19 protein-coding genes and 1 pseudogene are annotated in these 21,601 nt (G+C 73.3%); 9 read left to right on the top strand and 11 right to left on the bottom strand.

Annotation, left to right across the window (positions count from 1 at the left end; genetic code table 11):
• The first annotated feature begins 8 nt into the window (after positions 1-8).
• From purE to ACLBYE_RS18295, 3 genes are all read left to right on the top strand, one after another.
• A complete protein-coding gene (gene purE, locus ACLBYE_RS18305; RefSeq protein WP_447695267.1) occupies positions 9-509 on the top strand; it encodes a 5-(carboxyamino)imidazole ribonucleotide mutase in 501 nt (166 codons plus the stop codon).
• Positions 506-1,618: a 5-(carboxyamino)imidazole ribonucleotide synthase gene (locus ACLBYE_RS18300; protein ID WP_447695266.1), complete on the top strand. Its 1,113-nt coding sequence runs from the start codon at positions 506-508 to the stop codon at positions 1,616-1,618. The genes purE and ACLBYE_RS18300 overlap by 4 nt, the downstream gene beginning before the upstream one ends.
• A gap of 332 nt (positions 1,619-1,950) precedes the next feature.
• Positions 1,951-2,823 (top strand): tetratricopeptide repeat protein, encoded by an 873-nt coding sequence (locus ACLBYE_RS18295; RefSeq protein ID WP_020092402.1) that lies wholly within the window; start codon positions 1,951-1,953, stop codon positions 2,821-2,823.
• Between the two features lie 117 nt (positions 2,824-2,940).
• On the opposite strand, the gene ACLBYE_RS18290 is transcribed toward ACLBYE_RS18295, so the two are convergent.
• The 4 genes from ACLBYE_RS18290 to ACLBYE_RS18275 all read right to left on the bottom strand — a co-directional run bounded on the left by ACLBYE_RS18290 (position 2,941) and on the right by ACLBYE_RS18275 (position 8,911).
• Positions 2,941-4,095, bottom strand: a complete 1,155-nt coding sequence (locus ACLBYE_RS18290) for an acyl-CoA dehydrogenase family protein (RefSeq protein ID WP_447695265.1) — start codon at positions 4,093-4,095, stop codon at positions 2,941-2,943.
• A 74-nt stretch (positions 4,096-4,169) separates the two neighbouring features.
• Positions 4,170-5,366, bottom strand: a complete 1,197-nt coding sequence (locus ACLBYE_RS18285) for an acyl-CoA dehydrogenase family protein (protein WP_447695264.1) — start codon at positions 5,364-5,366, stop codon at positions 4,170-4,172.
• 4 nt (positions 5,367-5,370) lie between these two features.
• Positions 5,371-6,558 (bottom strand): acetyl-CoA C-acyltransferase, encoded by a 1,188-nt coding sequence (locus tag ACLBYE_RS18280; RefSeq protein ID WP_447695263.1) that lies wholly within the window; start codon positions 6,556-6,558, stop codon positions 5,371-5,373.
• A gap of 280 nt (positions 6,559-6,838) precedes the next feature.
• Positions 6,839-8,911, bottom strand: coding sequence for a 3-hydroxyacyl-CoA dehydrogenase NAD-binding domain-containing protein (locus ACLBYE_RS18275; protein WP_447695262.1), 2,073 nt, complete (start codon positions 8,909-8,911; stop codon positions 6,839-6,841).
• Between the two features lie 337 nt (positions 8,912-9,248).
• Between ACLBYE_RS18275 and ACLBYE_RS18270 the strand changes: the two genes are divergently transcribed.
• Genes ACLBYE_RS18270 through ACLBYE_RS18255 form a run of 4 tightly spaced genes read left to right on the top strand, consistent with a single transcriptional unit; the run spans position 9,249 to position 13,124 of the window.
• A complete protein-coding gene (locus ACLBYE_RS18270; RefSeq protein WP_447695261.1) occupies positions 9,249-10,289 on the top strand; it encodes an NAD(P)H-dependent flavin oxidoreductase in 1,041 nt (346 codons plus the stop codon).
• Entirely contained in the window at positions 10,286-11,023 is a 738-nt protein-coding gene (locus tag ACLBYE_RS18265) for an enoyl-CoA hydratase-related protein (protein ID WP_447695260.1), read from the top strand. The genes ACLBYE_RS18270 and ACLBYE_RS18265 overlap by 4 nt, the downstream gene beginning before the upstream one ends.
• A complete protein-coding gene (locus tag ACLBYE_RS18260; RefSeq protein ID WP_447695259.1) occupies positions 11,020-11,904 on the top strand; it encodes an IclR family transcriptional regulator in 885 nt (294 codons plus the stop codon). The genes ACLBYE_RS18265 and ACLBYE_RS18260 overlap by 4 nt, the downstream gene beginning before the upstream one ends.
• 11 nt (positions 11,905-11,915) lie before the next feature.
• A complete protein-coding gene (locus ACLBYE_RS18255; protein WP_427508222.1) occupies positions 11,916-13,124 on the top strand; it encodes a CaiB/BaiF CoA transferase family protein in 1,209 nt (402 codons plus the stop codon).
• Positions 13,125-13,155: 31 nt separating this feature from the next.
• Here ACLBYE_RS18255 and ACLBYE_RS18250 read toward each other — a convergent pair whose 3' ends face one another.
• Entirely contained in the window at positions 13,156-13,533 is a 378-nt protein-coding gene (locus ACLBYE_RS18250; protein ID WP_020092393.1) for a PH domain-containing protein, read from the bottom strand.
• Positions 13,534-13,607: 74 nt separating this feature from the next.
• Positions 13,608-14,063: an Rrf2 family transcriptional regulator gene (locus tag ACLBYE_RS18245; RefSeq protein WP_447695258.1), complete on the bottom strand. Its 456-nt coding sequence runs from the start codon at positions 14,061-14,063 to the stop codon at positions 13,608-13,610.
• 88 nt (positions 14,064-14,151) lie between these two features.
• Here ACLBYE_RS18245 and ACLBYE_RS18240 point away from each other — a divergent pair, with 88 nt between their 5' ends.
• The gene (locus ACLBYE_RS18240) at positions 14,152-14,931 is read left to right on the top strand and encodes a class I SAM-dependent methyltransferase (RefSeq protein ID WP_447695257.1); all 780 of its coding nucleotides are present in this window, start codon (positions 14,152-14,154) and stop codon (positions 14,929-14,931) included.
• A 27-nt stretch (positions 14,932-14,958) separates the two neighbouring features.
• On the opposite strand, the gene ACLBYE_RS18235 is transcribed toward ACLBYE_RS18240, so the two are convergent.
• Entirely contained in the window at positions 14,959-15,987 is a 1,029-nt protein-coding gene (locus tag ACLBYE_RS18235; RefSeq protein ID WP_447695256.1) for a GDP-mannose 4,6-dehydratase, read from the bottom strand.
• 26 nt (positions 15,988-16,013) lie between these two features.
• Positions 16,014-17,252, bottom strand: coding sequence for a complex I NDUFA9 subunit family protein (locus ACLBYE_RS18230; RefSeq protein WP_447695255.1), 1,239 nt, complete (start codon positions 17,250-17,252; stop codon positions 16,014-16,016).
• Between the two features lie 271 nt (positions 17,253-17,523).
• Here ACLBYE_RS18230 and ACLBYE_RS18225 point away from each other — a divergent pair, with 271 nt between their 5' ends.
• Entirely contained in the window at positions 17,524-17,706 is a 183-nt protein-coding gene (locus ACLBYE_RS18225; protein WP_020092388.1) for a hypothetical protein, read from the top strand.
• A 9-nt stretch (positions 17,707-17,715) separates the two neighbouring features.
• Here the strand turns inward: ACLBYE_RS18225 and ACLBYE_RS18220 are convergent, their stop codons facing one another.
• From ACLBYE_RS18220 to ACLBYE_RS18210, 3 genes and pseudogenes are all read right to left on the bottom strand, one after another.
• On the bottom strand, positions 17,716-18,657 hold the full coding sequence (locus tag ACLBYE_RS18220; protein WP_020092387.1) for an MBL fold metallo-hydrolase: 942 nt from the start codon (positions 18,655-18,657) through the stop codon (positions 17,716-17,718).
• A 205-nt stretch (positions 18,658-18,862) separates the two neighbouring features.
• Positions 18,863-20,056: a L,D-transpeptidase family protein gene (locus tag ACLBYE_RS18215; protein ID WP_020092386.1), complete on the bottom strand. Its 1,194-nt coding sequence runs from the start codon at positions 20,054-20,056 to the stop codon at positions 18,863-18,865.
• Positions 20,057-20,238: 182 nt separating this feature from the next.
• Positions 20,239-21,601 (bottom strand): annotated as a pseudogene (locus ACLBYE_RS18210) (ABC transporter ATP-binding protein); the annotation flags it as partial.

Here is a 21,601-nt window from a genome sequence, read left to right as displayed (position 1 = left end):
GATCAACGATGGCGTCGCCTCCTCCGGTCGCGATCATCATGGGCAGCCAGTCCGACTGGGCGACCATGCGTCATGCCGCCGAGACGCTCGACGCGCTCGGCTTACCGTACGACGCGCGCATCGTGTCGGCACACCGCACGCCGGACCGGCTCGTCGCCTTCGCCAAGGGCGCGGTCGCGGCCGGCCTCAAGGTGGTGATCGCCGGTGCGGGCGGAGCCGCGCACCTGCCCGGCATGGCGGCCGCGATGACCCGCCTGCCGGTCTTCGGCGTGCCGGTGGAGTCGAAGGCCCTCTCCGGCCAGGACAGCCTGCTCTCCATCGTCCAGATGCCGGCCGGCATCCCGGTGGGGACCCTGGCGATCGGCCGGGCCGGGGCGGTGAACGCGGCCCTGCTCGCCGCCGCCGTCCTGGCGCTGACCGATCCGGACCTGGCGGAGCGCCTGGAGGCGTGGCGCGCGGCCCAGAGCGCCTCGGTGGCCGAACGGCCGGTGACGGAAGAGAACGCGTGACGGACAAGATCCTCGGCCCCGGCTCGATCCTCGGCATCGTCGGTGGGGGCCAGCTCGGGCGCATGATCGCGCTCGCGGCGGCCGATTACGGCCTCAAGGCGCATGTCTACGCGCCCGACGCGGACAGCCCCGCCTTCGACGTGGCCGCCCGGACCACCTGCGCGGCCTACGACGACGCCGCGGCGCTGGCGGATTTCGCCCGCGGCGTCGACGTCGTGACCTACGAGTTCGAGAACATCCCGCACGCCACCGCCGACGTCCTCGCCCGGCACGCCGCCCTGCACCCGAACGCGCGCGCGCTCTCGACCACGCAGGATCGGCTCTCCGAGAAGGAGTTCATCAACGGCCTGGGCATCCCGACGGCGCCGTTCCGGGCGGTGGACGCGCCCGACGACCTCGACCGGGCGATCGAGGTGATCGGCCTGCCGGCCGTGCTCAAGACCCGCCGCTTCGGCTACGACGGCAAGGGGCAGCGCATGCTCCGCGAGCGGGCCGAGGGCGACCGCAACGCCCTGTTCGCCGAGTTCGGCGGCGCGCCGCTGATCCTGGAGGGCTTCGTGCCGTTCGAGCGCGAGGTCTCGGTGGTGGGCGCGCGCGGGCGCGACGGCAGCTTCGCGGCCTACGACCTCTGCGAGAACGAGCACCGCGACCACATCCTCGCGCTGACCCGGGTGCCGGCGCCCGGCGTGTCCGCCGAGACGGGTCGCGCCGCCGTCGAGATCGCCCGGCGCATCGCCGACGCCCTCGACTATGTCGGCGTGCTCGCCGTCGAGATGTTCCTCGTCCGCGAGGACGGGGCGGAGCGGCTCGTGGTCAACGAGATCGCGCCCCGGGTGCACAATTCCGGCCACTGGACCAGCGAGGGCGCGCTGACCTCGCAGTTCGCCCAGCACGTCCGCGCCGTCTGCGGCTGGCCGCTGGGCGATGCGGGCCGGGTCGGCGGTCTGCCCGTCGAGATGCGCAACCTGATCGGCGCCCAGGCGGACGACTGGCACGCCCTGCTGGCCGAGCCCGGCGCCCACCTGCACCTGTACGGCAAGGGCGAGGCGCGCCCCGGCCGCAAGATGGGCCACGTCACGCGCCTCGGGCCGGGTCCGACCGGATCCTGAGGCTTCGAGGGCACACCCGCGTCGCCGCGTGATCGCCGGAGGGCCGTCCGCGGCCCCGCGGAACGGTCGAGCCATACCTTCGCCACATCCCGCCGCTTCCACGACACTGTGGTCGGTTCCGTATGCTGTCGCTCGAACCCGCCCGCACCGCTCGGTCCCGCCGGGACCGGCGGGGGCCGGATCACGACGCGGCGCTTCTTAAGCCGGCCTTCACCGTGATGCGCGACGGTGCCCCGAACTCGGGCGTGCCCGGCGCTCGGCGCGGGCTCTTGGACTGTGAGGGGCGGGGCGGGCGCGCGCGGAGCGGGCGACGCCTCGGGGAGAGTGGGGCAATGAACGTACGCAACCGGCTGGGACGGAAGACGGCACTGATCGGCGCGGCCTTGGTCTCGGCTGCCGGCCTCGCGGGCTGCGAGACCGTCGGCAGCGCGGCCGGTCCGCGGCAATACGCGGTCCTGGAGAAGGACACGACCGGCGCCACGAACGTCAACATCGCCTCCCTGACCGAGGTCGTGCAGCGCAACCCGAACGACGCGGCGGCCTACAACACCCGCGGCGCCGCCTACGCCCGCGCCGGGCAGTTCAACGACGCCATCGGCGACTTCACCAAGGCGATCCAGCTCGATCCGAACTCCGCCTCCGCCTACAACAACCGCGCCCTGGCGAACCGCCAGATCGGCCGCGACGGCCCGGCGCTGCAGGACTTCTCCAAGGCGATCGGGATCGATCCGAATTACGGGCCGGCCTATATCGGCCGGGCCAATGTCGAGCGCGCGCAGGGCAACCTCGACCAGGCGCTGAACGACCTCAACGTCGCGATCCGCCTGAGCCCCGAATCCGCGCAGGCGTACCATGCCCGCGGCCTCGTGAAGCAGAAGCAGGGCCAGGACACCCAGGCGATCGCCGATTTCGACGCCGCCATCGACCGCGACCCGTTCGTGGCCGCGCCCTACGCGGCCCGCGGCCAGAGCCTGATCGCGACCAACCAGTACGCGAAGGCGATCGAGGACTACAACGCCGCGCTCAACGTGAACGCCAAGGACGCCACGTCCTGGGCCTATCGGGGCCTCGCCTACGAGAAGCAGGGCCAGCGCAAGGAGGCGATGGAGAACTACCAGCGCGCCTCGACGATCGACCCCAACAACACCGTCGCGCGGGCCGGCCTCGGCCGCGTCCAGGGCGGGGTCGGCACGCTGTTCAACTGACCGCTCCGTCATCGCGCGCGGAGCGAGGCGGCCCAGGGTGGCGCAACGTTCTCGAGCGTGGCGCCCTCTGGATCGCCGCGCTCCGCCCGCAACGACGGTGACGGCGCCCGAACCGGCCTACGCCGCCAGCAGCCCGTTCTCGTCCTGCGTGATCCGGCGCAGGTGGTGGGCGGTGTCGCCGAGCTGGTACTCGATCATGGCGAGCCGCTTGAAGTGGTGGGCGCCGATATACTCGAGCGTCATGCCGATGCCGCCGTGGAGCTGCACCGCCTCCTGGCCGACGTAGCGGCAGGCCTTGTTGATCTGCACCTTCACGGCCGACAGGGCCGCGGCCCGCGCGCGCGGCTCGGGTGTGTCCACCATCATGGCGGCGTAGAGCGCCATGGAGCGGGCCTGCTCCAGCTGGATCAGCATGTCGACGGCCCGGTGCTGCAGCGCCTGGAACGAGCCGACGCTGACGCCGAACTGCTTGCGGGTCTTGAGGTACTCCACCGTGAGCTTGTGGAGCGCGTCCATGGAGCCGACCGCCTCGGCGGCGAGCGCCGCGATCCCGTGCTCCACCACCCGCTCCAGGAGCGGCAGGCCGCCCTCCGGGTCGCCGAGCGCCGCGTCGGCCGGGAGCGTCACGTCGGAGAAGGACACCTCGGCGGCCCGGCCGCCGTCCTGGGTCGGGTAGGCCTCGATGGCGACGCCGGGGGCGTCGGTCGGGACGAGGAACAGGCCGATCCCGCCCGGGTCGCGCCGCTCTCCGGAGACGCGGGCCGAGACCACCATCAGGCCGGCCGCGTCGGCGTTGGGCACGACGCTCTTCGCCCCGCTCAGCACGTAGCCGTCGCCGCTGCGACGGGCGGTCGTCGCCACGTCGGCGAGGTCGTAGCGGGACTGGCGCTCGGTGTGGGCGAGGGTCAGGCGCAGGTCGCCGGCGACGAGTCCCGGGACGAGGCGCTCCCGCTGCGCGGCGCTGCCGCCGAGCCGCAGGGCCGTCGAGCCCAGCACGAGGCTCGCGAGCAGGGGCTCGACCACGAGGTTGCGGCCCACCGCCTCCATGACCAGCATGGTCTCGACCGGCCCGCCGCCGAGGCCGCCCTCATCCTCGGAGAAAGGCAGGCCTGCGACGCCGAGTTCCGCGAAGGCCGCCCAGCCGTCCTCGGGGAAGCCGAGGGGCGCCTCGAGCCGTGTTTGCCGGCTCTCCAGCGACGGGTAGAGGTCGGCGGCCAGCCGCTCGACGCTGTCGCGCAGGAGCGACTGGTCCTCGTTCAGGTCGAAATCCATGGTGTTCCCTCGCGGATGTCGTCGGAGGCGCCCGCCACCTCAGGATGAGGGGGAGGACGGGGCGAGGCGGCCGCTCACAACCCCAGGATGCCCTTGGCGATGACGTTGTGCTGGATCTCGTTCGAGCCGCCGTAGATCGAGACCTTGCGGTTGTTGAAGTAGCTCGGCGCCGCCGCGTCGACCCAGTCGAAGCCGCCGGGCAGGTTGTTGGCCCCGGCCCCCCGCGCGGGCGCCGCCAGGGCGAAGGGCCCGGCGAGTTCCACCAGCAATTCGGTCGCCGCCTGCTGGAGCTGCGAGCCGCGGATCTTGAGGAGCGAGGAAGCCGGGTCCGGCTCCACCGAATCCGCCCTTCCCTGCTTGGCCGCCACCCGCATCTGGGTGATCTCCAGGGCCTTCAGCTCGACCTCGACCTCCGCGACGCGGGCGCGGAAGGCGGGATCGTCCCACATCGTGCCGGGCCCGGCCGGCATCTCGCGGGCCAGCCGCTTGATCCGAGCGATCCGCTCCTTGGTGAGGCCGATCCGGGCGATGCCGGTGCGCTCGTTGGCGAGCAGGAATTTCGCGTAGTCCCAGCCCCGGTTCTCCTCGCCGACGAGGTTCTCCACGGGCACGCGCACGGAATCGAAGAAGACCTCGTTGACCTCGTGCCGGCCCTCCAGCGTCAGGATCGGCCGCACGGTGATCCCCGGACTCTTCATGTCGATGAGCAGGAAGGAGATGCCGCGCTGCTTCTTGGCCTCGAAATCGGTGCGGACCAGGCAGAAGATCCAGTCGGCGTGCTGGCCGAGCGTGGTCCAGGTCTTCTGGCCGTCCACGACGTAGTGGTCGCCGTCGCGCACCGCCTTGGTCTTGAGCGAGGCGAGGTCGGAGCCGGCGCCGGGCTCGGAGAAGCCCTGGCACCACCAGTCGTCGAGGTTGGCGGCGCGCGGCAGGAAGCGCGCCTTCTGGTCCTGCCGCCCGAAAGTCGCCAGGACCGGGCCGAACATGTAGCAGTTGAACTGCTGCGGCAGCGGCACCGCCGCCTGGAACAGCTCCTCGGTGTAGATGTAGCGCTGGATCGGGGTCCAGTCCCGGCCGCCCCATTCCTGAGGCCAGTGCGGCACCGCCCAGCCCTTGGCGTTGAGGATCCGCTGGCTCGTGACGTAGTCCTCCTTCGAGAGACTGCGCCCCTCCGAGACCTTCTTCCGGATCTCCGCCGGGATCTCCGTCCTGCAGAAGGTCCGGACCTCGTCGCGGAACGCGATTTCCTCGTCGGTGAAGCGCAGGTCCATCGGCTCAGCTCCGGGCGATCTCGAACAGGCCGGCGCAGCCCTGGCCGCCGGCGACGCACATGGTCACGACGGCGTAGCGCGCGCCGCGGCGGCGGCCCTCCAGCAGGGCGTGGCCCACGAGCCGCGCCCCCGACATGCCGAAGGGGTGGCCGACCGCGATGGCGCCGCCGTTGACGTTGACCTTCTCGGGGTCGATCCCGAGCGTGTCCCGGCAGTAGACCGACTGGGACGCGAAGGCCTCGTTCAGCTCCCACAGGTCGATGTCGGAGACGCGCAGGCCCTGCCGCTCCAGGAGCCGCGGCACCGCGAAGACCGGGCCGATGCCCATCTCGTCCGGCCCGCAGCCCGCCGAGGCGAAGCCCCGGAAGGTGCCGAGCGGTTCGAGACCGCGCCGCGCCGCCTCGTCGGCCGACATCAGCACGCTGGCCGAGGCCCCGTCCGAGAGCTGGCTGGCATTGCCCGCCGTGATGAAGGCCCCCTCCCCGCGCACGGGCTTGAGCTTGGCGAGACCCTCCAGGGTCGTGTCCGGCCGGTTGCCCTCGTCCTTAGCGAGCCGGGTCTCGACCTCCCGGGTCTCGCTGGTGGCCTTGTCGGTCACCGCCATGACGGCGGACATCGGGACGATCTCGTCGTCGAACAGCCCGCGCGCCTGGGCATCGGCCGTGCGGCGCTGACTCTCCAGGGCGAAGTGGTCCTGCGCCTCCCGGGAGATCCGATAGCGCTCCGCCACGATGTCGGCGGTCTCGATCATCGGCATGTAGATGGCCGGCAGGTGCGCCTCCAGCCACGCGTTGCGGGTCAGCTCCCGCTGGACCTTCGGCTGGACGAGGCTGATCGACTCGACGCCGCCCGCCACCGCCACCGGCACGCCGTCGAGCACGATCCGCCGCGCCGCGCTGGCGATCGCCTCGAGGCCCGAGGCGCAGAAGCGCGAGACGGTGACGCCGGCCGAGTCGACCGGGATCCCCGCCACCAGCGCCGCGTGGCGGGCGACGTTGCCCCCCGTGGCGTTCTCCGGATAGCCGCAGCCGAGCACCACCTCCTCGACGGCCTCCGGCTCCAGCCGCGCGCGGTCCAGGGCGCCGCGGATCGCGTGGGCCGCGAGGTCGGCGCCGCGGGTGAGGTTCAGCGCGCCGCGATGCGCCTTGCCGATGGGCGTGCGGGCGGTCGAGACGATCACCGCGTCGGTCATGCCGGGATCCTCTGGAATTTCTGCAGGGCGGTGTGCCCGATCCATTCGAAGGGGTTGCGCGGGCGCCCCGCAGCCCTTTCCCGGACACTTGGAACGCAGTGGAAGGTGATCCGGGACCCAGCACGAGAAGCGCCGCGCAGCGGCACCGTTTGCGTCTTACGGACGCTTCGCGACGTCTTGTGCTGGATCCCGGGTCGCATTCCGCTGACGCTGCATGCGCCCGGGAAAGGGCCGGCGTGCACATCAATCTGCACCGCCACCCGCTTGAGTCGGCGCGGCATCATGCCGAAGCCTTCCAGTCGGCGAAGCGGCTGCCCTCGGCGGCGAGGCGCTTCAGGAGCGGCGCCGGCTCCTGGCTGTCGTCGCCGGTCTCGGCCGCGAAGCGCGACAGCGCCTCCGCGATCGTCTTCAGCCCGACCGTGTCGGCCCAGTGCATCGGGCCGCCGCGCCAGGCCGGCCAGTTGTAGCCGTTGATCCAGATCGTATCGATGTCGCCGGGCCGGGCCGCGATGCCCTCCTCCAGGATCCGCGCGCCCTCGTTGACCATCGGGTACATGAGCCGCGCGACGATCTCGTCGGCCGTGAAGCTGCGGCGCGCGACGCCGTGCTCGGCGGCGACGCGCGCGATCAGCGCCTCTACCTCCGGGTCGCGCGTGCCGGTGCGGGCGCCGTCCGGGTACAGGTAGAAGCCGCGGCCGGTCTTCTGGCCGAACCGGCCCTGCTCGGCGAGCGAGTCCGCCACGGGGGCCCGGCCGCCGAAATCCTTGCGCGAGCGCCAGCCGATATCGAGCCCCGCGAGGTCGCCCATGGCGAAGGGGCCCATCCGGAAACCGAACCCGGTCACCGCCGCGTCGACCTCGTGGGGCAGCGCGCCCTCGAGCAGCAGCCGCTCGCCGGCCCGGCTGCGGCGCTCCAGCATGCGGTTGCCCACGAAGCCGAAGCAGACGCCCACCGTCACCGGCAGCTTGTTGAGCCGCTTGCCCAGATCCAGCGCGGTGGCCAGCACGTCCGGCGCGGTTCTCTCCGCACGGACCACCTCCACGAGGCGCATGACGTTGGCCGGGCTGAAGAAGTGCAGGCCGAGCACGTCCTGCGGCCGGCCCGTCACCGCCGCGATGGCGTTCACGTCGAGGTAGGAGGTGTTGGTGGCCAGGATCGCGCCGGGCTTGGCGACCTGGTCGAGTTTGGAGAAGATCTCGCGCTTGACGCCCATGTCCTCGAAGGCCGCCTCGACGACGATGTCGGCCTCCCCGGCGTTCTCCAGGCCGAGCGCGCCCGTGATCCGGCCGACCCGCTCGTCGCGCTGGGCCTCGGTGATCGAGCCGCGCTTGGCCGAGCCGGCGTAGAGCCCCCTCACCCGGTCGAGGCCGCGCGCCAGGGCACCCTCCTCCGTCTCGATCACCGTCACGGGGATCCCGGCATTGGCGAAGCACATGGCGATGCCGCCGCCCATCGTGCCGGCGCCGATCACCGCGGCCGTCCGGATAGGGCGGCGCGGCGTGTCCTTCGGCAGGCCGGGCACCCGGCCGGCCTCGCGCTCGGCGAAGAAGGCGTAGCGCAGGGCCTTCGAGCGCGGATCCTCCACCAGGGTGCGGAACTCGGACCGCTCCACCGCCACGGCGGCATCGAAATCCTGCTCCAGGCCGGCGCGCACCGCCCGCGCCAGGGCGTGGACGTTGGTGGCGTCGGGATCGCGCCTGATCGCCTCCGTGGCCTGCGCCTCGAAGCTCTCCCGCGCGCCCGGCGTCAGCGTCTCGGACCGGTCGCGCACCCGCGGCAGGGCGCCGGAATCGGCGAGTTCCAGCGCCCGCCTGCGGGCCTCCGCGACGAGGTCGCCGAGCACCAGGGCGTCCACGATGCCCAGCGCCGCCGCCTTCTCGGCGGAGACCGGCTCGCCCGTGAGCATCATCGCGAAGGCGGCGTCGGGCCCGATCAGGCGCGGCAGGCGCTGCGTGCCCCCCGCCCCCGGGATGATCCCGAGCTTGATCTCCGGCAGGCCGATCCGCGCGGACGGGGCCGCGACGCGACCGTGGCAGGCCATCGCCAGTTCCAGGCCGCCGCCGAGGGCCGCGCCGCCGATCGCCGCCACCACCGGCTTCGGGCTGGCGTCGAGCCGGTCCAGGATGTCCGGCAGGCTCGGCGGACGCTGCGGCTTGCCGAACTCGCCGATATCGGCGCCGCCGACGAACACCTTGCCCTCCGCGGCCAGGACGACGGCCCGGACCGACGCGTCCGCGATGGCGTTCGTCAGGGCCTCGTCGAGGGCCGCCCGCAGCGCGGCGCCCAGCGCGTTGACCGGCGGGTTGGCGAGCGTGAGCACGGCCACGCCGCCGTCGACCTCCTGACGAACCACCCGATACTCCCTGTTGTTCTGCAATGCAGAATAAGTGTCCGCATTTCGGCGGGATGTTGGTCCGAGTGCCCGCCAGCGTCAAGGACGGACGGGGTCTGTCATCGGGATGCAGCTGATTGTTCTGCAATGCAGAAAAGCGCCGCTTCGGCGGTTTGACCCGCGGCCCGGGGCCATGCCATCACAACGGCCCTGAACGAGACTCGGTTGCGGACGCCGCCCGGCGCGCGAAGGCCGGGCCGCCGGAGGCACGGGGGAGGATCGCGGTGCGCGGCAAGGATCGGGGCGAGCGGCCCGGGGGCGCCTGTCCGGCGCGGGTTCCGGCAGCGAGGAACGGGCGGTGAGCGACGGTCCCGAGCGCGACCCGGGCGGGCGCCTGCCCGAGATCCTGCGCGGCCGGCTCGCCCTGCCGGTGATCTGCGCCCCGATGTTCATCGTCTCCGGCCCGGAGCTGGTCATCGCCCAGTGCCTGTCCGGGGTTGTCGGCTCCTTCCCCGCGCTGAATGCCCGGCCGGCCGAACTCCTCGACGAGTGGCTCGCTCGGATCACGCAGACGCTCGCGCAGGCCCGCGCCGCCGACCCGTCGCGGCGGATCGCGCCGTTCGCGGTGAACCAGATCGTCCACGCCTCCAACGACCGGCTGGCGCAGGATGTCGAGGCCTGCGTCCGGCACCGTGTGCCGATCATCATCACCTCGCTGCGGGCGCCGGACGCGGTGATCCGCCCGGTCCACGCCTATGGCGGGGTGGTGTTCCACGACGTCACCAATGTCCGCCACGCCGAGAAGGCGCTGGAGGCCGGCGTCGACGGGCTGATCCTGGTCTGCGCGGGGGCGGGCGGGCACGCGGGGACACTGAGCCCCTTCGCCCTGGTGGGCGAAATCCGGCGGTTCTACGACGGGCCGCTGATCCTGTCGGGGGCCATCACCTCGGGCTCCGCGATCCTGGCGGCCCAGGCCATGGGCGCCGACCTCGCCTACATGGGCACCCGCTTCATCGCCACCCGGGAGGCGAACGCGGCGGCGGCCTACAAGGACATGATCGCCGGCAGCGCGGCCGCCGACATCCTCTACACCCCCTACTTCACCGGCGTTCCGGGCAACTACCTGACGCCGAGCATCCGCGCCGCCGGGCTCGATCCCGAGGCCCTGCCGGTGCGCGACAAGACCGCGATGAACTTCGGCAGCGCCAGCGTGAAGGCGTGGCGCGACGTCTGGGGCGCCGGCCAGGGTGTCGGCACCATCGCGGACGCGCCGGCGACCGCCGACCTCGTCGCCCGGCTCGTCCGGGAATACGCGGCGGCGCGCGCGCGGACGGCAGGCAGCTCCGCGGACTACGCCGAAGACTACGTCGCGGACCGCGACGGTGGGGCCGTTCCGTGAGCGTCCGCCTCGCCGATCCGGAGCCCGGGATCCGGCTCGTCACGATCGACCGGCCGGAGCGGCGCAACGCCCTCGATCGGGCGACCTACGCGGGCCTGACCGACGCCCTGGAGGCCGCGGGACGGGACGCGGAGGTGCGCGCCCTGGTCCTCACCGGCGCGGGCGGCTGCTTCACCGCCGGCAACGATCTCAAGGATTTCCAGGACGTCGAGACCGGCGGCGACAGTCCCGGCCTGACCTTCCTCAAGGCCCTGCGCGCCTGCCCGCTCCCGGTCGTGGCCGCCGTGGAGGGCCACGCGGTCGGCATCGGCACGACGCTGCTGCTCCACTGCGACCTCGCCTACGCGGGGGACGGGGCGCGGTTCCGCCTGCCCTTCACGGCCCTCGGCCTCAGCCCGGAGGGCGGGTCGAGCTACCTGCTGCCCCTGGTGGCGGGATCGAAGCGCGCCGCCGAGCTGCTGATGCTCGGCGAGCCCTTCACGGCCGCGAACGCCGCCGCTTCCGGCCTGATCAACGCCGCCGTCCCGGCCGGGGCGGCCCTGGAGACGGCGCTCGCCAGGGCGCGCGCGCTCGCCGCCCTGCCCCGGGTCTCGATCGCCGCCACCAAGCAGGCGCTGCGGCGCGGCCACGACGACAGCGTCGCCCGCGCCCTCGAGGCCGAGGCGGAGGTCTTCCACGCCCTCCGCCGCGGTCCGGCGGCGCAGGCGGCCTTCGCGGCGTTCCTGCGCCGATGAGCGGGCGGATGGAGGTGGAGGCCGGCCCGCGCGCCGGATCCGACATCGGGCTCGACACCACCGAGCCCGACAACACCGAGCCCGGCACGGCCGAGCCCGACGCGGCCGGCGCCGGCGCGAAGGAGGACCGGCACTTCGTCACGGCCCTGGCCCGGGGGCTGTCGGTGCTCGCCTGCTTCGGCCCGGGGCGCACGAGCCTCGCCAACCACGACATCGCGGAGGCCTGCGGCCTGCCGCGCTCCACCGTGTCGCGGCTGACCTACACGCTGACCAAGCTCGGCTACCTGCAGCACATGGCCGAGCTCGGCCGCTACCGGCTCGGCACCGCCACCATCGCGCTGAGCTCGGCCGCCCTGGGCGGCCTCGACGTCCGCGCCATCGCCCGGCCGGTGCTGCGCGCGGTCGCGGAGGCGGCCAACGCTTCGGTCGGCCTCGGGGTGCGGGACCGGCTCAGCATGCGCTACGTCGACTGCCAGCGCGGCCCGGCGGCGATCTCGCTCAACCTCGACACCGGCTCGCGCATCTCGCTGGCCCGCAGCGCCATGGGCCGCGCCTACGTGGCGGTCTGCCCGGACCGGGAGCGCGCGGGCATCTACGAGGACCTAAAGGCGCTGGATCCCGTGGCCTGGCCGGTGCTGCGCGCCGGCCTCGACCGGGCGGTGGAGGAGCACCGGGAACTCGGCTGCTGCACTTCGTTCGGCGAGTGGCAGGAGACGGTCTGCGCCATCGCGGTGGGGTTCCATCCCGGCGGCGGCCTGCCGCCCATGTCGGTCAATTGCGGTGCCCCCACCGTCATCACCGACGCGCGCTTCCTCCTGGAGGTGGCGCGCCCGAGACTGATCGACGCCGTGCGCAGCCTCGACGGCGTCATGGGAGCCTGAGGACCATCGCGATGGATGCCGTTGCCGACCTGCCGCTCGCCGGAATCCGCGTCCTCGACCTGTCCCGGGTCCTGGCGGGACCCTGGTGCGCGCAGGTGCTGGGCGATCTCGGCGCCGACGTGATCAAGGTCGAGCACCCGGAGCGCGGCGACGACACCCGCGACTGGGGCGTGCCGACGAGCCCCGGCAACACCTCGTATTTCGACAGCGTGAACCGCAACAAGCGCTCGATCGGCGTCGATCTCGCCACGCCGGAGGGGCTGGCGATCGTCAAGGCGCTCGCCCGCGAGAGCGACGTGCTGGTCCAGAACTTCAAGACCGGCGGGGCCGAGAAGCTCGGCCTCGGCTACGCGGACCTGTCGGCGGAGAATTCCGGCCTGATCTACTGCTCGATCGCCGGCTACAGCTCCGACGGCTCCGAGGCCGGCCGGCCCGGCTACGACCTCGTGGTCCAGGGCGAATCCGGCGTGATGGCGCTCAACGGCGAGGCCGGGGGACCGCCCCTCAAGTTCGGGGTCGCGGCGGTCGACCTGTTCACCGGCCAGTTCGCCGCCCAGGCGGTGCTGGCCGCCCTGTACCAGAGGGAGCGGACCGGGCGCGGCCGGACCGTCGACCTCGCCCTGTTCGACTGCGGCGTGGCGCTGACCTCCTATTACGGCCTCGAGGCGCTCGCCCGGGGGATCGATCCGCCCCGCTACGGCAACGCCCACCCGTCGATCGTGCCCTACGGGGTGTTCGAGGCCGGCGACGGGCCGGTGGTGATCACGGTCGGCAACAACGGCCAGTACCGCCGCTTCTGCGAGCAGGTGCTGGAGCGGCCGGACTGGGTCGCGGACCCGCGCTTCGCCACCAACCTCGACCGGTCGCGCAACCGCGCCGCCTTCATCCCGGTGCTGGAGGCCGAGCTCGCCACGTGGGAGCGCGCGCCGCTGATCGCCCGGCTCCGGGCGGCGGGCATCCCCTGCGGCGAGGTGATGGGCCTGCGCGAGGCGCTCACCTGCGACCGCGCCCGGGAGGCCGGGCTGGTGGTCGCGGCACCGGAGGCGGCCTCCGCGACCGCCCACGTCATCGCCCCGCCCTACCGGCTCGACGGCCGCCGGCTGCCGGTGCGGCGCATGCCGCCGGGCCTCGGGGATTCGAGCGCCGAGATCCTGGCCGAGCACCTGGACTACCCCGAGGCCGCGCGCGACGCCCTGCGGGCCAAGGGCGTGGTCCGCTAGGCGGCCGCCGCCCGCCGGCGCGCGCCCCGGGCTAGCGCAGCACGCCCTCGGCGAGGGCCCGCTGGATGCCCCGGACATCCGCGCCCTTCTTCAAGGTGCGCTGGATCGGCTCCGCCGCCCCCGAGACCCAGATCTTCAACTCGGCGTCGAGGTCGAACGTGCCGGCGGTCTCGACCGAGAAGCGCACGATCGCGCGGTACGGCACCGACAGGAACTCGACCTTGCTGCCGGTCACGCCCTGGACGTCGATCAGGATGACGCGGCGCTCGGTGAACACGAACACGTCCCGGATGATCTTGAAGGCGAGCCGCGCCGTCTCGCCCTCGATCAGGATGCCGTCGAGCCTGCGTTCCAGGGAGGCCGCGTCGACGGCCGAGCCGTGTCCGAGCAATCCGTCCAGTAGGCCCATGGCCGCTCATCTCGTGCTGGTCCGCGTCGATGCCGAGGATGGCGCCTGAGCGTCGCCGCGGCAACCGTCCGCCGTCAGGCGCAGGTCGAGGCGTCCGACGGCCCTTCGGGCCGGCACCGGGCGTCGAAGCTTCGCGCGAGTTCGGCGAGGCTGACGGAACCGAGCCGCGCGACCAGGAGCGCCTCGGCCTCGCGCAGCGTGTCCTCGACCGCCGCGTTGACGACCTTCTCGACCGCGCAGGCCGGGTTCGCGCGATCGCTGCCGATCGCGAAGATGCGGGGGCCGCCGACCGCGCGGTGGACGTCGAGCAGCGAGACCGCGTTCAGGTCCGCCGCGATGGACCATCCGCCGCCGTGCCCCTTCTCCGATGTGACGTAGCCCGCGTTCCGGAGCCCGGCCATCGTGCGTCGGACGACCACCGGGTTCGTCCCGAGCATCCGCCCGATCGCCTCGGACGTCATCGGTCCGTCGTGGCGGGCCATGTGAAGCAGCACATGGAGCGTCCGGGAGAGGCGGCTGTCGGTGCGCACCCGCCGATCCATCACACCGGGCCCGGGATTGGCAACCGTGCCCGATCACGATACTTGTAAAGTTACGTGATGGAGCGGAGCCCGAGCGGTGCGCGAGTTCGAGAACCCCGATCGGTGGGACAAGGTCGCCGAGCACTACGCGACGACCGCCCACCCGTTCACCGCGCGCTTCGCGGAGGCGGCGCTCGCGCGGGTGCCGCTGACCGGGCGGAGCCGCGTCCTCGACGTCGCGGCCGGCACCGGTGCCCTGGCGCTGGCCGCGGCGCGGACGGGGGCGCGGGTCCTCGCGGTCGATTTCGCGCCCGGCATGGTCGCGCGCATCGCCGGTGCAGCCCTGCCCAACGTCGACGCGCGGGTCATGGACGGCCAGGCCCTCGACCTGCCCGACGGCGGCTTCGACGCGGTGTTCTCGATCTTCGGGGTGATCATGTTCCCCGACTGGCGGAAGGGCCTCGCCGAGATGGCGCGCGTGACGCGGCCCGGGGGGCGGGGCGTCGTGGCGACCTGGCAGGACCAGGGCGCGGCGACGTTCCTGCTGCTCGGCGAGATCCGCCGCCGGCTGTTCCCCGAACGCGAGAGCCGGGCGATGCCCGACGGGGTGCGGGCGCTCGGCGATCCGGCCGGGTTCACCCGGGAGCTGGTCGCGGCCGGGTACCGAGCCCCCCGGATCGACCGGGTGACCTTCGACTACGCGCTCGACGTCGCCCTGCTCGACGATCCCGACACGGTGTTCGGCCTGTCGCCGGACTGGGTCGACCTGGGCGCGGACGACCGGGCCGCGGTGGTCGCGGAGGCGCGGCGCATGGCGGGCGGTCGACCCGTCCTGCCGATCCCCTCTACCGCGCTGATCGGCGTCGCGGAGCGCTGAGCGCCGCTTCGCGCGGGGCCCGGCGCCTCAGCGGGTCTCGCGCGCGTCCGCGAGCCGCGCCCGCGCGTCGTCCAGAACCCGGGACAGGGCCGCGTCCCACGTGACCCGCGGCTGCCAGCCGGTGGCGGCGTGGAGGCGGCCGGCATCGCCCGCGGCCAGGGGGATCTCGGTCGGCCGCACCCGCTCCGGGGCGATGCGGATCTCGAACGGGACCCGGGCCCGCGCGCGCAGATCCTCGAGGACGCTGGCGATCGTCCGCGGCTGGCCCGAACTGATGTTGAACACGCTCCCGTCCGCGAGGGAGTCCGCGCGGCCGATCAGGTCGGCGTAGGCGTTCGCCACGTCGGCGACGTCGAGGAAGTCGCGGTAGGACGAGAGGTTGCCGACCTCCAGGCAGGGCGGCACGAGGCCGGCCTCGATCCGGGCGATCTGTCCCGCGAAGGAGGCCACGACGAAGCGCTCGTCCTGGCCGGGACCGATATGGTTGAACGGCCGCAGCACGACGAGCTTCACGCCGATGCGGGGCAGCAGGTCGCGGAGCAGCTGCTCGCCGACCCACTTCGACCGGGCGTAGGTGTTGCGCGGCAGGGGCTCGACCGCCTCGCTGAGGGCGTGGCCGGCGAGGAACGCGCTGCCGTAGACCTCGCCGGAACTGACGAAGAAGAAGGTGCAGCCCGGCACCGCCTCCACCGCGGCCACGAGGTTCATCAGGCCGTTGACGTTGACCCGCCACGTCTGGCCCGGGCCGCTCGCGGAATCCGCCACCGAGGCGAGGCCCGCCAGGTGCAGGATCGCGGTCGGCCGGAACCGCGCCACGAAGCCGCCGAGCGCGGCCTCGTCGAGGAGGTCGATCGCCGCGTAAGTGACGCCCTCCGGCAGGCGCGGAGACCGCCCCCGCCCGATCCCGGCCACGCAGTCGCCCGCCCGCGCCGCCGACTCCGCCGTCGACCCCGCCAGGAGCGGCAGGACGTGGCCGCCCACGAAACCGGCCGCCCCGGTGACGAGGATGCGCCGCGGGGCCGGGCCGCCGGACCCGTGGGGAGAGGGCGCGCTCACGGCGCGATCCGGGCGGGGAGCGTCACCTAGCCCGGGTTCCGGGTTCCCCAGCGCACGCCCATGCTGCCCTGCCCGGCCCCCGGTGAGCTGCCGGCATCGGCACCGATCGCCGGGCCGGAGGCGGTCTTCGGCCGGTGCTGCGAGCCGGCCGCCAGGGGCTGCGACGCCAGCGTGTCGGGCACCTCGGACAGGACTTCCTCGTCGCGATCGGTGGCGAACTGGCCCGCCTTGCGGAAGGTCCAGAGATAGCCCGGCACCACCGCCTCGGCGGCGGTCGGCGTGATCCCGATCCCCTCGAAGGTCCGGCCCTCGGCCTTGGCGGCCTCCGAGACGACGTTGTCGTTCTGGAGCAGGGTGACCTGATCGCGGGTCAGCTTCAGCGAATCCGGCAGCAGGCCGAAGGTCAGCGTGTCGGCGATCTCCAGCATGCGGGCCTGGAGCTTGGCCGCCGGCACGGGCAGGTCCACGACGACCCGCTTCCGCCGGATCGTCTTCAGCATGTAGCGCACGAAATGCTCCAGCGTGCCCACCTCCGGGCCGCCGAGCTCGTAGACCTTGCCGGGCGCCAGGGTGCCGTCGACCGCGCGGGCGATCGCCTCGGCGACGTCGCCCACGAAGGCCGGCTGGAAGCGGGACTGGCCGCCGGCCAGCGGCAGCACCGGGAGCGCCCGGGCGAGGCCGGCGAAGCGGTTGAAGAAGCTGTCGCCCGGCCCGAAGATCAGCGAGGGCCGGAACACGACCGCGTCCGGGCAGGCGGCGAAGACCCGCGCCTCGCCCTCCGCCTTGGTGCGCGCGTAGAGCGACGGCGAGGCCGAATCGGCGCCGATCGCCGAGACCTGGATCATCCGGGCGCCCTGGCGCGCCGCGGCACGGGCGATCGCCTCGGCCCCGTCGACCTGCAGCCGCGCGAAGCTCTGGGAGCCGGTCTCCTGCAGGATGCCGACGAGGTTGATCAGCACGTCCGACCGCTCGGCGGCCCGGGCCACCGAGTCCGGGTAGCGCAGGTTCGCCTGGACGGCGACGATCTGGTTGACCTTCCCGAGCGGCTGCAGGAACAGCGCGAGGTCCGGCCGGCGCACCGCGACGCGGATCCGGTAGCCGCGCTTGGCCAGCGCCCGCACCACGTGCCGGCCCAGGAAGCCGGAGCCGCCGTAGATGGTCACGAGCTGGTCCTGCGGGCGCAGGGGGCCCGGCGCGGCGGCGGAATGCGTCTGCTCGCTGGTGTGCGCCGTCGCGGACGCCGTCGTGTTGTCTTGGCCGCTCATCGCCGTGGTCTCGAGCTCCTCGCGCGCCCCGGGGCGCCGTCAGGCGGCCTACTTAGCCTAACTTCGGCGCGATGGGAGCCGCCGAATGCGCCGCCGCGCCATTCCGGTGAACAGCGCGGGGCGGATGATCGCGGCCGACGGACCGCGCGCTGGCTCGCAGGAGGCTGATCACGGAGCTGGAACGGGTGCCGCCGCCGTGCATTCTTCCCCACCATACGGCCCTGCCGAATCGCGCGGATGGGACGCGCCGGGGACTTCGATGATTGTAGGGATGCTCGTTTCCGCGGCGATCGCGGTGCTCGGTCTGCTGGTGGCGCTCGGGTACGTCGGCCACCCGATCGACGCGCAGCTCGTCAGCAACTACGGCTGGAGCATCCTGATCATCGGCGTCGCGCTGTTCGTGCTGTTCACCTGGGCCCGGTACAGCCGGACGCGCCGGCGGCGCTCCGTCTGACGCCCGGCCTCAGGCGACCTTGATCCGGCGGCGCATCTCCCGCGCCACGGCCGGGCGCGCGCTCGGCCGGCCGCTCACCGCCCGCGGGGCGCCGACGATGAGGCTCTGGCGCTCGCGCGCGATGAACGCCGTCGGCATCTCGGCCTGGAGGTCGGCCTCCATGTCGCGCAGCGCCGTGTCGGAATGGGCCGGGTGCAGGTGGATGATCCCGAGCGCCTTCACGCCGGCGTTCCGGGCGAGCTCCACGCCCTTCTGCCAGGTCGAGTGCCCCCAGCCCCGGCAGGTCGGATACTCCCCGTCGGTGAACATGCCGTCGTAGACCATCAGGTCGGCGTCGGCGACGAAGGCGGCGAGCTCCGGATCCGGCCACGGGTCGCTGTGCTCGATGTCGCTGATCAGGCACAGGCGTCGGCCGCCGTGCTCGAACCGGTAGCCGACCGATCCCTGCGGATGGTTCAGCAGGATCGTGGCGACGCGCGTACCGTCCGGGAAGGCCAGGGTCTGACCCGCCTCGAAGCCGTGGTGGTGGAAGGTGCAGCACAGCTTGTCGAGCGTAACCGGGAAGAGCGGCGGCGCGAACAGGCGGTCGAGGGTCGGCCCGGCCGATTCGCCGCCGAGGTTGCCGCAATAGGTGTTGATCACCCGGTCGGGATCGAGGACCGCCGGCTTGAAGAAGGGCAGACCCGCGGTGTGGTCGAGATGCAGGTGGCTGAACAGCAGGTCGACTTCCTGGGGCAGATCGGTCCGGTGACCCTGCCCGAGGTTGTAGATGCCCGACCCCGCGTCGACGATGAACATGCGCTGGCCGCACCGCACCTCGATGCAGGGCGTGCTGCCGCCGAACTCGGCGTATTGCGGGCCGCTGACGGGCGTCGAGCCGCGGACGCCCCAGAAGCGCAGTGCGAGGTCCTGGTCGGCCGCCAGGATGGTCGGCTCGGAACTGTTCGACATGGCGATCACGAATCCGCGGACAGTCGGTCCCGATCACTTATGATCGAAACCCCGTCGCCGTTCCGGGAAGGTAGCTTTGAATACGGCAGGCCGACGGAGCAGGTGTACCGCTCATCCCCTGCCGTATCATGAATTGGTGTGCCGCACGCGGTCGTGATGTGCGTCCGCGCACACGCACGGGCCGCCGCGAAGGGCCTTCGCATGCTCAGAGGGGCTCCGCGGCGGCCAGGAGACCGGCCGGCGACCCGGCCAGAATCGGGCGGCCGGTCGCCGATCCGGCGAGTCCCGCGGCCAGCCAGGACGGGAGTGCGTCGCTGTACCGCGTCGGGAGCGGCGCGACCAGGGCCCCGAACGGGTCAGGCGCCCGCTCGTAGACCGGCACGAACCCCGCCATCTGCCGCGGCGACAGGCCCGATCCGGGCGCGGCCCAGCCGGCCCAGACCGTCTCGGGCACCGGGCGATGGACGCGATGGCCGGGCACGACCACCACCTCCTGCCCGGCGAAGGCCAGGGCCTCCGGCCGGCTGATGTCCCCCACCGCGCCGCCCCGGGCCGTGTAGGCCGCCCAGAAGGCGTTCTGCCCGCCGTCGGAATAGGTGGTGCGCACGGCGGGCTCGCCCGCCTCGGCGAGCGCGGCCATCCGCGCCTCCTCGACCGCCCGGCGTGTCGTGACGGCCGCCTCGACGGCGGGATCCCGGGCGGGCGCGAAGGCGTACCGGCCCGCGACGACCGAGACCTGCAGCTCCTCCCGGCTGGCCTCGAACCGGTCGGAGCCGGCCTTGAGCTCCCGCCAGAAGGCGATGTTGGGATCGGTCCGGTGGCGGGCCATGTTCTCGGCCGTCATCCGGAACGGGTAGGACTGGAACTGGAAGGCCGCCTGCCCGCCGTTCAGCGCGTCCCGGGCGATGGCGTAGATCTCGCCGACCGTGCCGTTGGTCATGGCGAAGCAGCCCATGGACGAGCAGATCCCGTGCACCATCACGGCGGAGCCGGTGCCGCCATGGGCCCGGTCGTAGGCGTTGGGATAGCCGACGTCGAAGGACAGATAGTAGTGCGAGTTCGGGTTCATCTGGCGCCGGGGCACGGCGTAGAACCCCTCCGGGGTCTGACGGTCGCCGGTCTTGCGCTTGGGCCCGAGCTGGCCGGACCAGCGGCAGATCGGGAAGGTCTTGATGTAGACGTAGCCCGCGGCGCCCTTCTTCCAGACCTCGATCTCCGATTCCTTCTTGTAGGCCCGGAACAGGACCGGCGAGGCGGCCGTCACGCCCTTCTGCGCCATCAACGCGAGGGTCGCGGCCGGAATCGGCGCCTCGGCCTTGCCCGCCTGCGCGGCGGCCGGGCCTGCGAGGGCCAGCAGAACGAGGCCGGCGGCGAGGGGGAGCGAGGTCGACAGGGGCATGAACCGTCCGCGCTGGATCGGCCGGGATGGCTGCCGGACGGGCGCGGCCTCGCGACCTGACGGATTATTGCGGCGGCCGTGAGGCTGCGCGGCCGGGCCGCCCGCCGCCCCGCCCGTCGCTCCGCCCGCCGCCCCGCGGAGGCGCCCCCTCCCCCGCGGACGGGCACCGCCGCCTGTTCCCCTCAGGCCGCGGGTTCCGGCTCCCGCACGGCATCCGCCGGCACGGGCGCGACGACCGCGCTGTTCTCCACGGCGATCACCGCGTCGAACGGCGCGGCGCACTCCGCGAGGCCCGTCTCGGGCAGGCAGACGATGAGGCCGCGCCCGGCCCGCGCCTGCCGCAGCTGGGCGAGGCGCTCGCGCGCGCCCTCGGCCTTCCGCTCGTCCATCGCGACCGCCACCACGAGGATGTCGGGGTCGCGGGCGAGGCACCGGCTCAGCTCGATCGCCACCCGCTCGCGGGCGTTGATCGCGCCGTCCGCCAGCGCCCCGGTGCTGGGCTGGATCTCGACCTTGCTGTCGAGGCCGAGGCCGTAGACCGAGGCCTCGAGGCCCTCGTCGGCCAGCACCCGGCGCACCAGCTCGCGCACCCGCGGCTCGGCATTGGCCTCGCCGAGGCTGATCCGGCCGAACAGCAGGTTCTCCTCCAGGCTCGCGGCCGGATTGACCCGCGAGGGATCGTGGAAGACCACCGCGCCGGCGAGGTGGGCCGGCAGCATCCGGGCGAAGGACCGGCGCGCCTGCACGAGGCGCTCCTCGAACGGGCCGTCGATCAGGCCGAAGCGGTGGCGGGACTCGTTGTAGCGCAGCGCGAGGCCGATCAGCCGCGCGCGGTCGCGCTGGCCCGCCGGTCCCCGCCGCAGGCTCGCCGCCCCGGGCAGGCGCGCCACGAGATCCTCGAAATAGCCCCGCTCGGCCGCCTGGAACAGCGAGTAGGCGTCGAATAGGGGGTGGTCGTTGGGCAGGTCGGCGAAGATCTCCACCGTGCTGCGGGCCACCGACAGGCCGATCTCGGTGAGCGGCCGGACCAGCCCCTCGGCCTCCAGGACCGCCCGCAGGTAGGGGTGGCGGGCGAAGCGCAGGGGCGCGAAGGTGCCGCCCACCGGCTCGCCGAACAGGATGTTCTCGCCGATGCTCGCCTGGTTGTTGTAGCGGTCGGGGTCGAAGGGCTCGACGAGGCGCTCGGCGCCCTTGGCGGCCAGCGCCACCCGCATGGTCCGGCGCGCGGCGACGATCGCGGCGGCGAGCCGCGGCTGGGCGGCCGGGTCGAGCCGCCCGGTCAGCCCGCGGGCGTACACGAAGCCGTCGAGGCCGGTGAGCCGGCTGATGCCGATCAGCGCGATGTCGTCGGGCGCGGTCGCCGGATCGGTGCCGTAGAGCAGGTTCTGCCGGAGGGAGCCCTCCATCAGGATCGCCTCGCCCGACGTGAAGGCGATCCGCCGGGCGCGCTCGGCGGCGTCGAAGTCGCGCAGGTCCGTGCCCGCGTAGGTGACGGCGCCGGCCGTCGGCTCGACCTGGCCGGCCAGCACCGCCGCCAGCGCGCGG

This window comes from Methylobacterium sp. A52T, assembly GCF_053346095.1.
The sequence above is the reverse complement of the archived record's forward strand: the minus strand, read 5'-3'. Positions and strand labels throughout refer to the sequence as shown.

Coding starts and splice junctions, on each gene's coding strand:
- purE (WP_447695267.1), top strand. CDS start 9: ATGGCGTCGCCTCCTCCGGTCGCGATCATCATGGGCAGCCAGTCCGAC.
- ACLBYE_RS18295 (WP_020092402.1), top strand. CDS start 1,951: ATGAACGTACGCAACCGGCTGGGACGGAAGACGGCACTGATCGGCGCG.
- ACLBYE_RS18290 (WP_447695265.1), bottom strand. CDS start 4,095: ATGGATTTCGACCTGAACGAGGACCAGTCGCTCCTGCGCGACAGCGTC.
- ACLBYE_RS18285 (WP_447695264.1), bottom strand. CDS start 5,366: ATGGACCTGCGCTTCACCGACGAGGAAATCGCGTTCCGCGACGAGGTC.
- ACLBYE_RS18280 (WP_447695263.1), bottom strand. CDS start 6,558: ATGACCGACGCGGTGATCGTCTCGACCGCCCGCACGCCCATCGGCAAG.
- ACLBYE_RS18260 (WP_447695259.1), top strand. CDS start 11,020: ATGAGCGGGCGGATGGAGGTGGAGGCCGGCCCGCGCGCCGGATCCGAC.
- ACLBYE_RS18255 (WP_427508222.1), top strand. CDS start 11,916: ATGGATGCCGTTGCCGACCTGCCGCTCGCCGGAATCCGCGTCCTCGAC.
- ACLBYE_RS18250 (WP_020092393.1), bottom strand. CDS start 13,533: ATGGGCCTACTGGACGGATTGCTCGGACACGGCTCGGCCGTCGACGCG.
- ACLBYE_RS18230 (WP_447695255.1), bottom strand. CDS start 17,252: ATGAGCGGCCAAGACAACACGACGGCGTCCGCGACGGCGCACACCAGC.
- ACLBYE_RS18225 (WP_020092388.1), top strand. CDS start 17,524: ATGCTCGTTTCCGCGGCGATCGCGGTGCTCGGTCTGCTGGTGGCGCTC.
- ACLBYE_RS18220 (WP_020092387.1), bottom strand. CDS start 18,657: ATGTCGAACAGTTCCGAGCCGACCATCCTGGCGGCCGACCAGGACCTC.
- ACLBYE_RS18215 (WP_020092386.1), bottom strand. CDS start 20,056: ATGCCCCTGTCGACCTCGCTCCCCCTCGCCGCCGGCCTCGTTCTGCTG.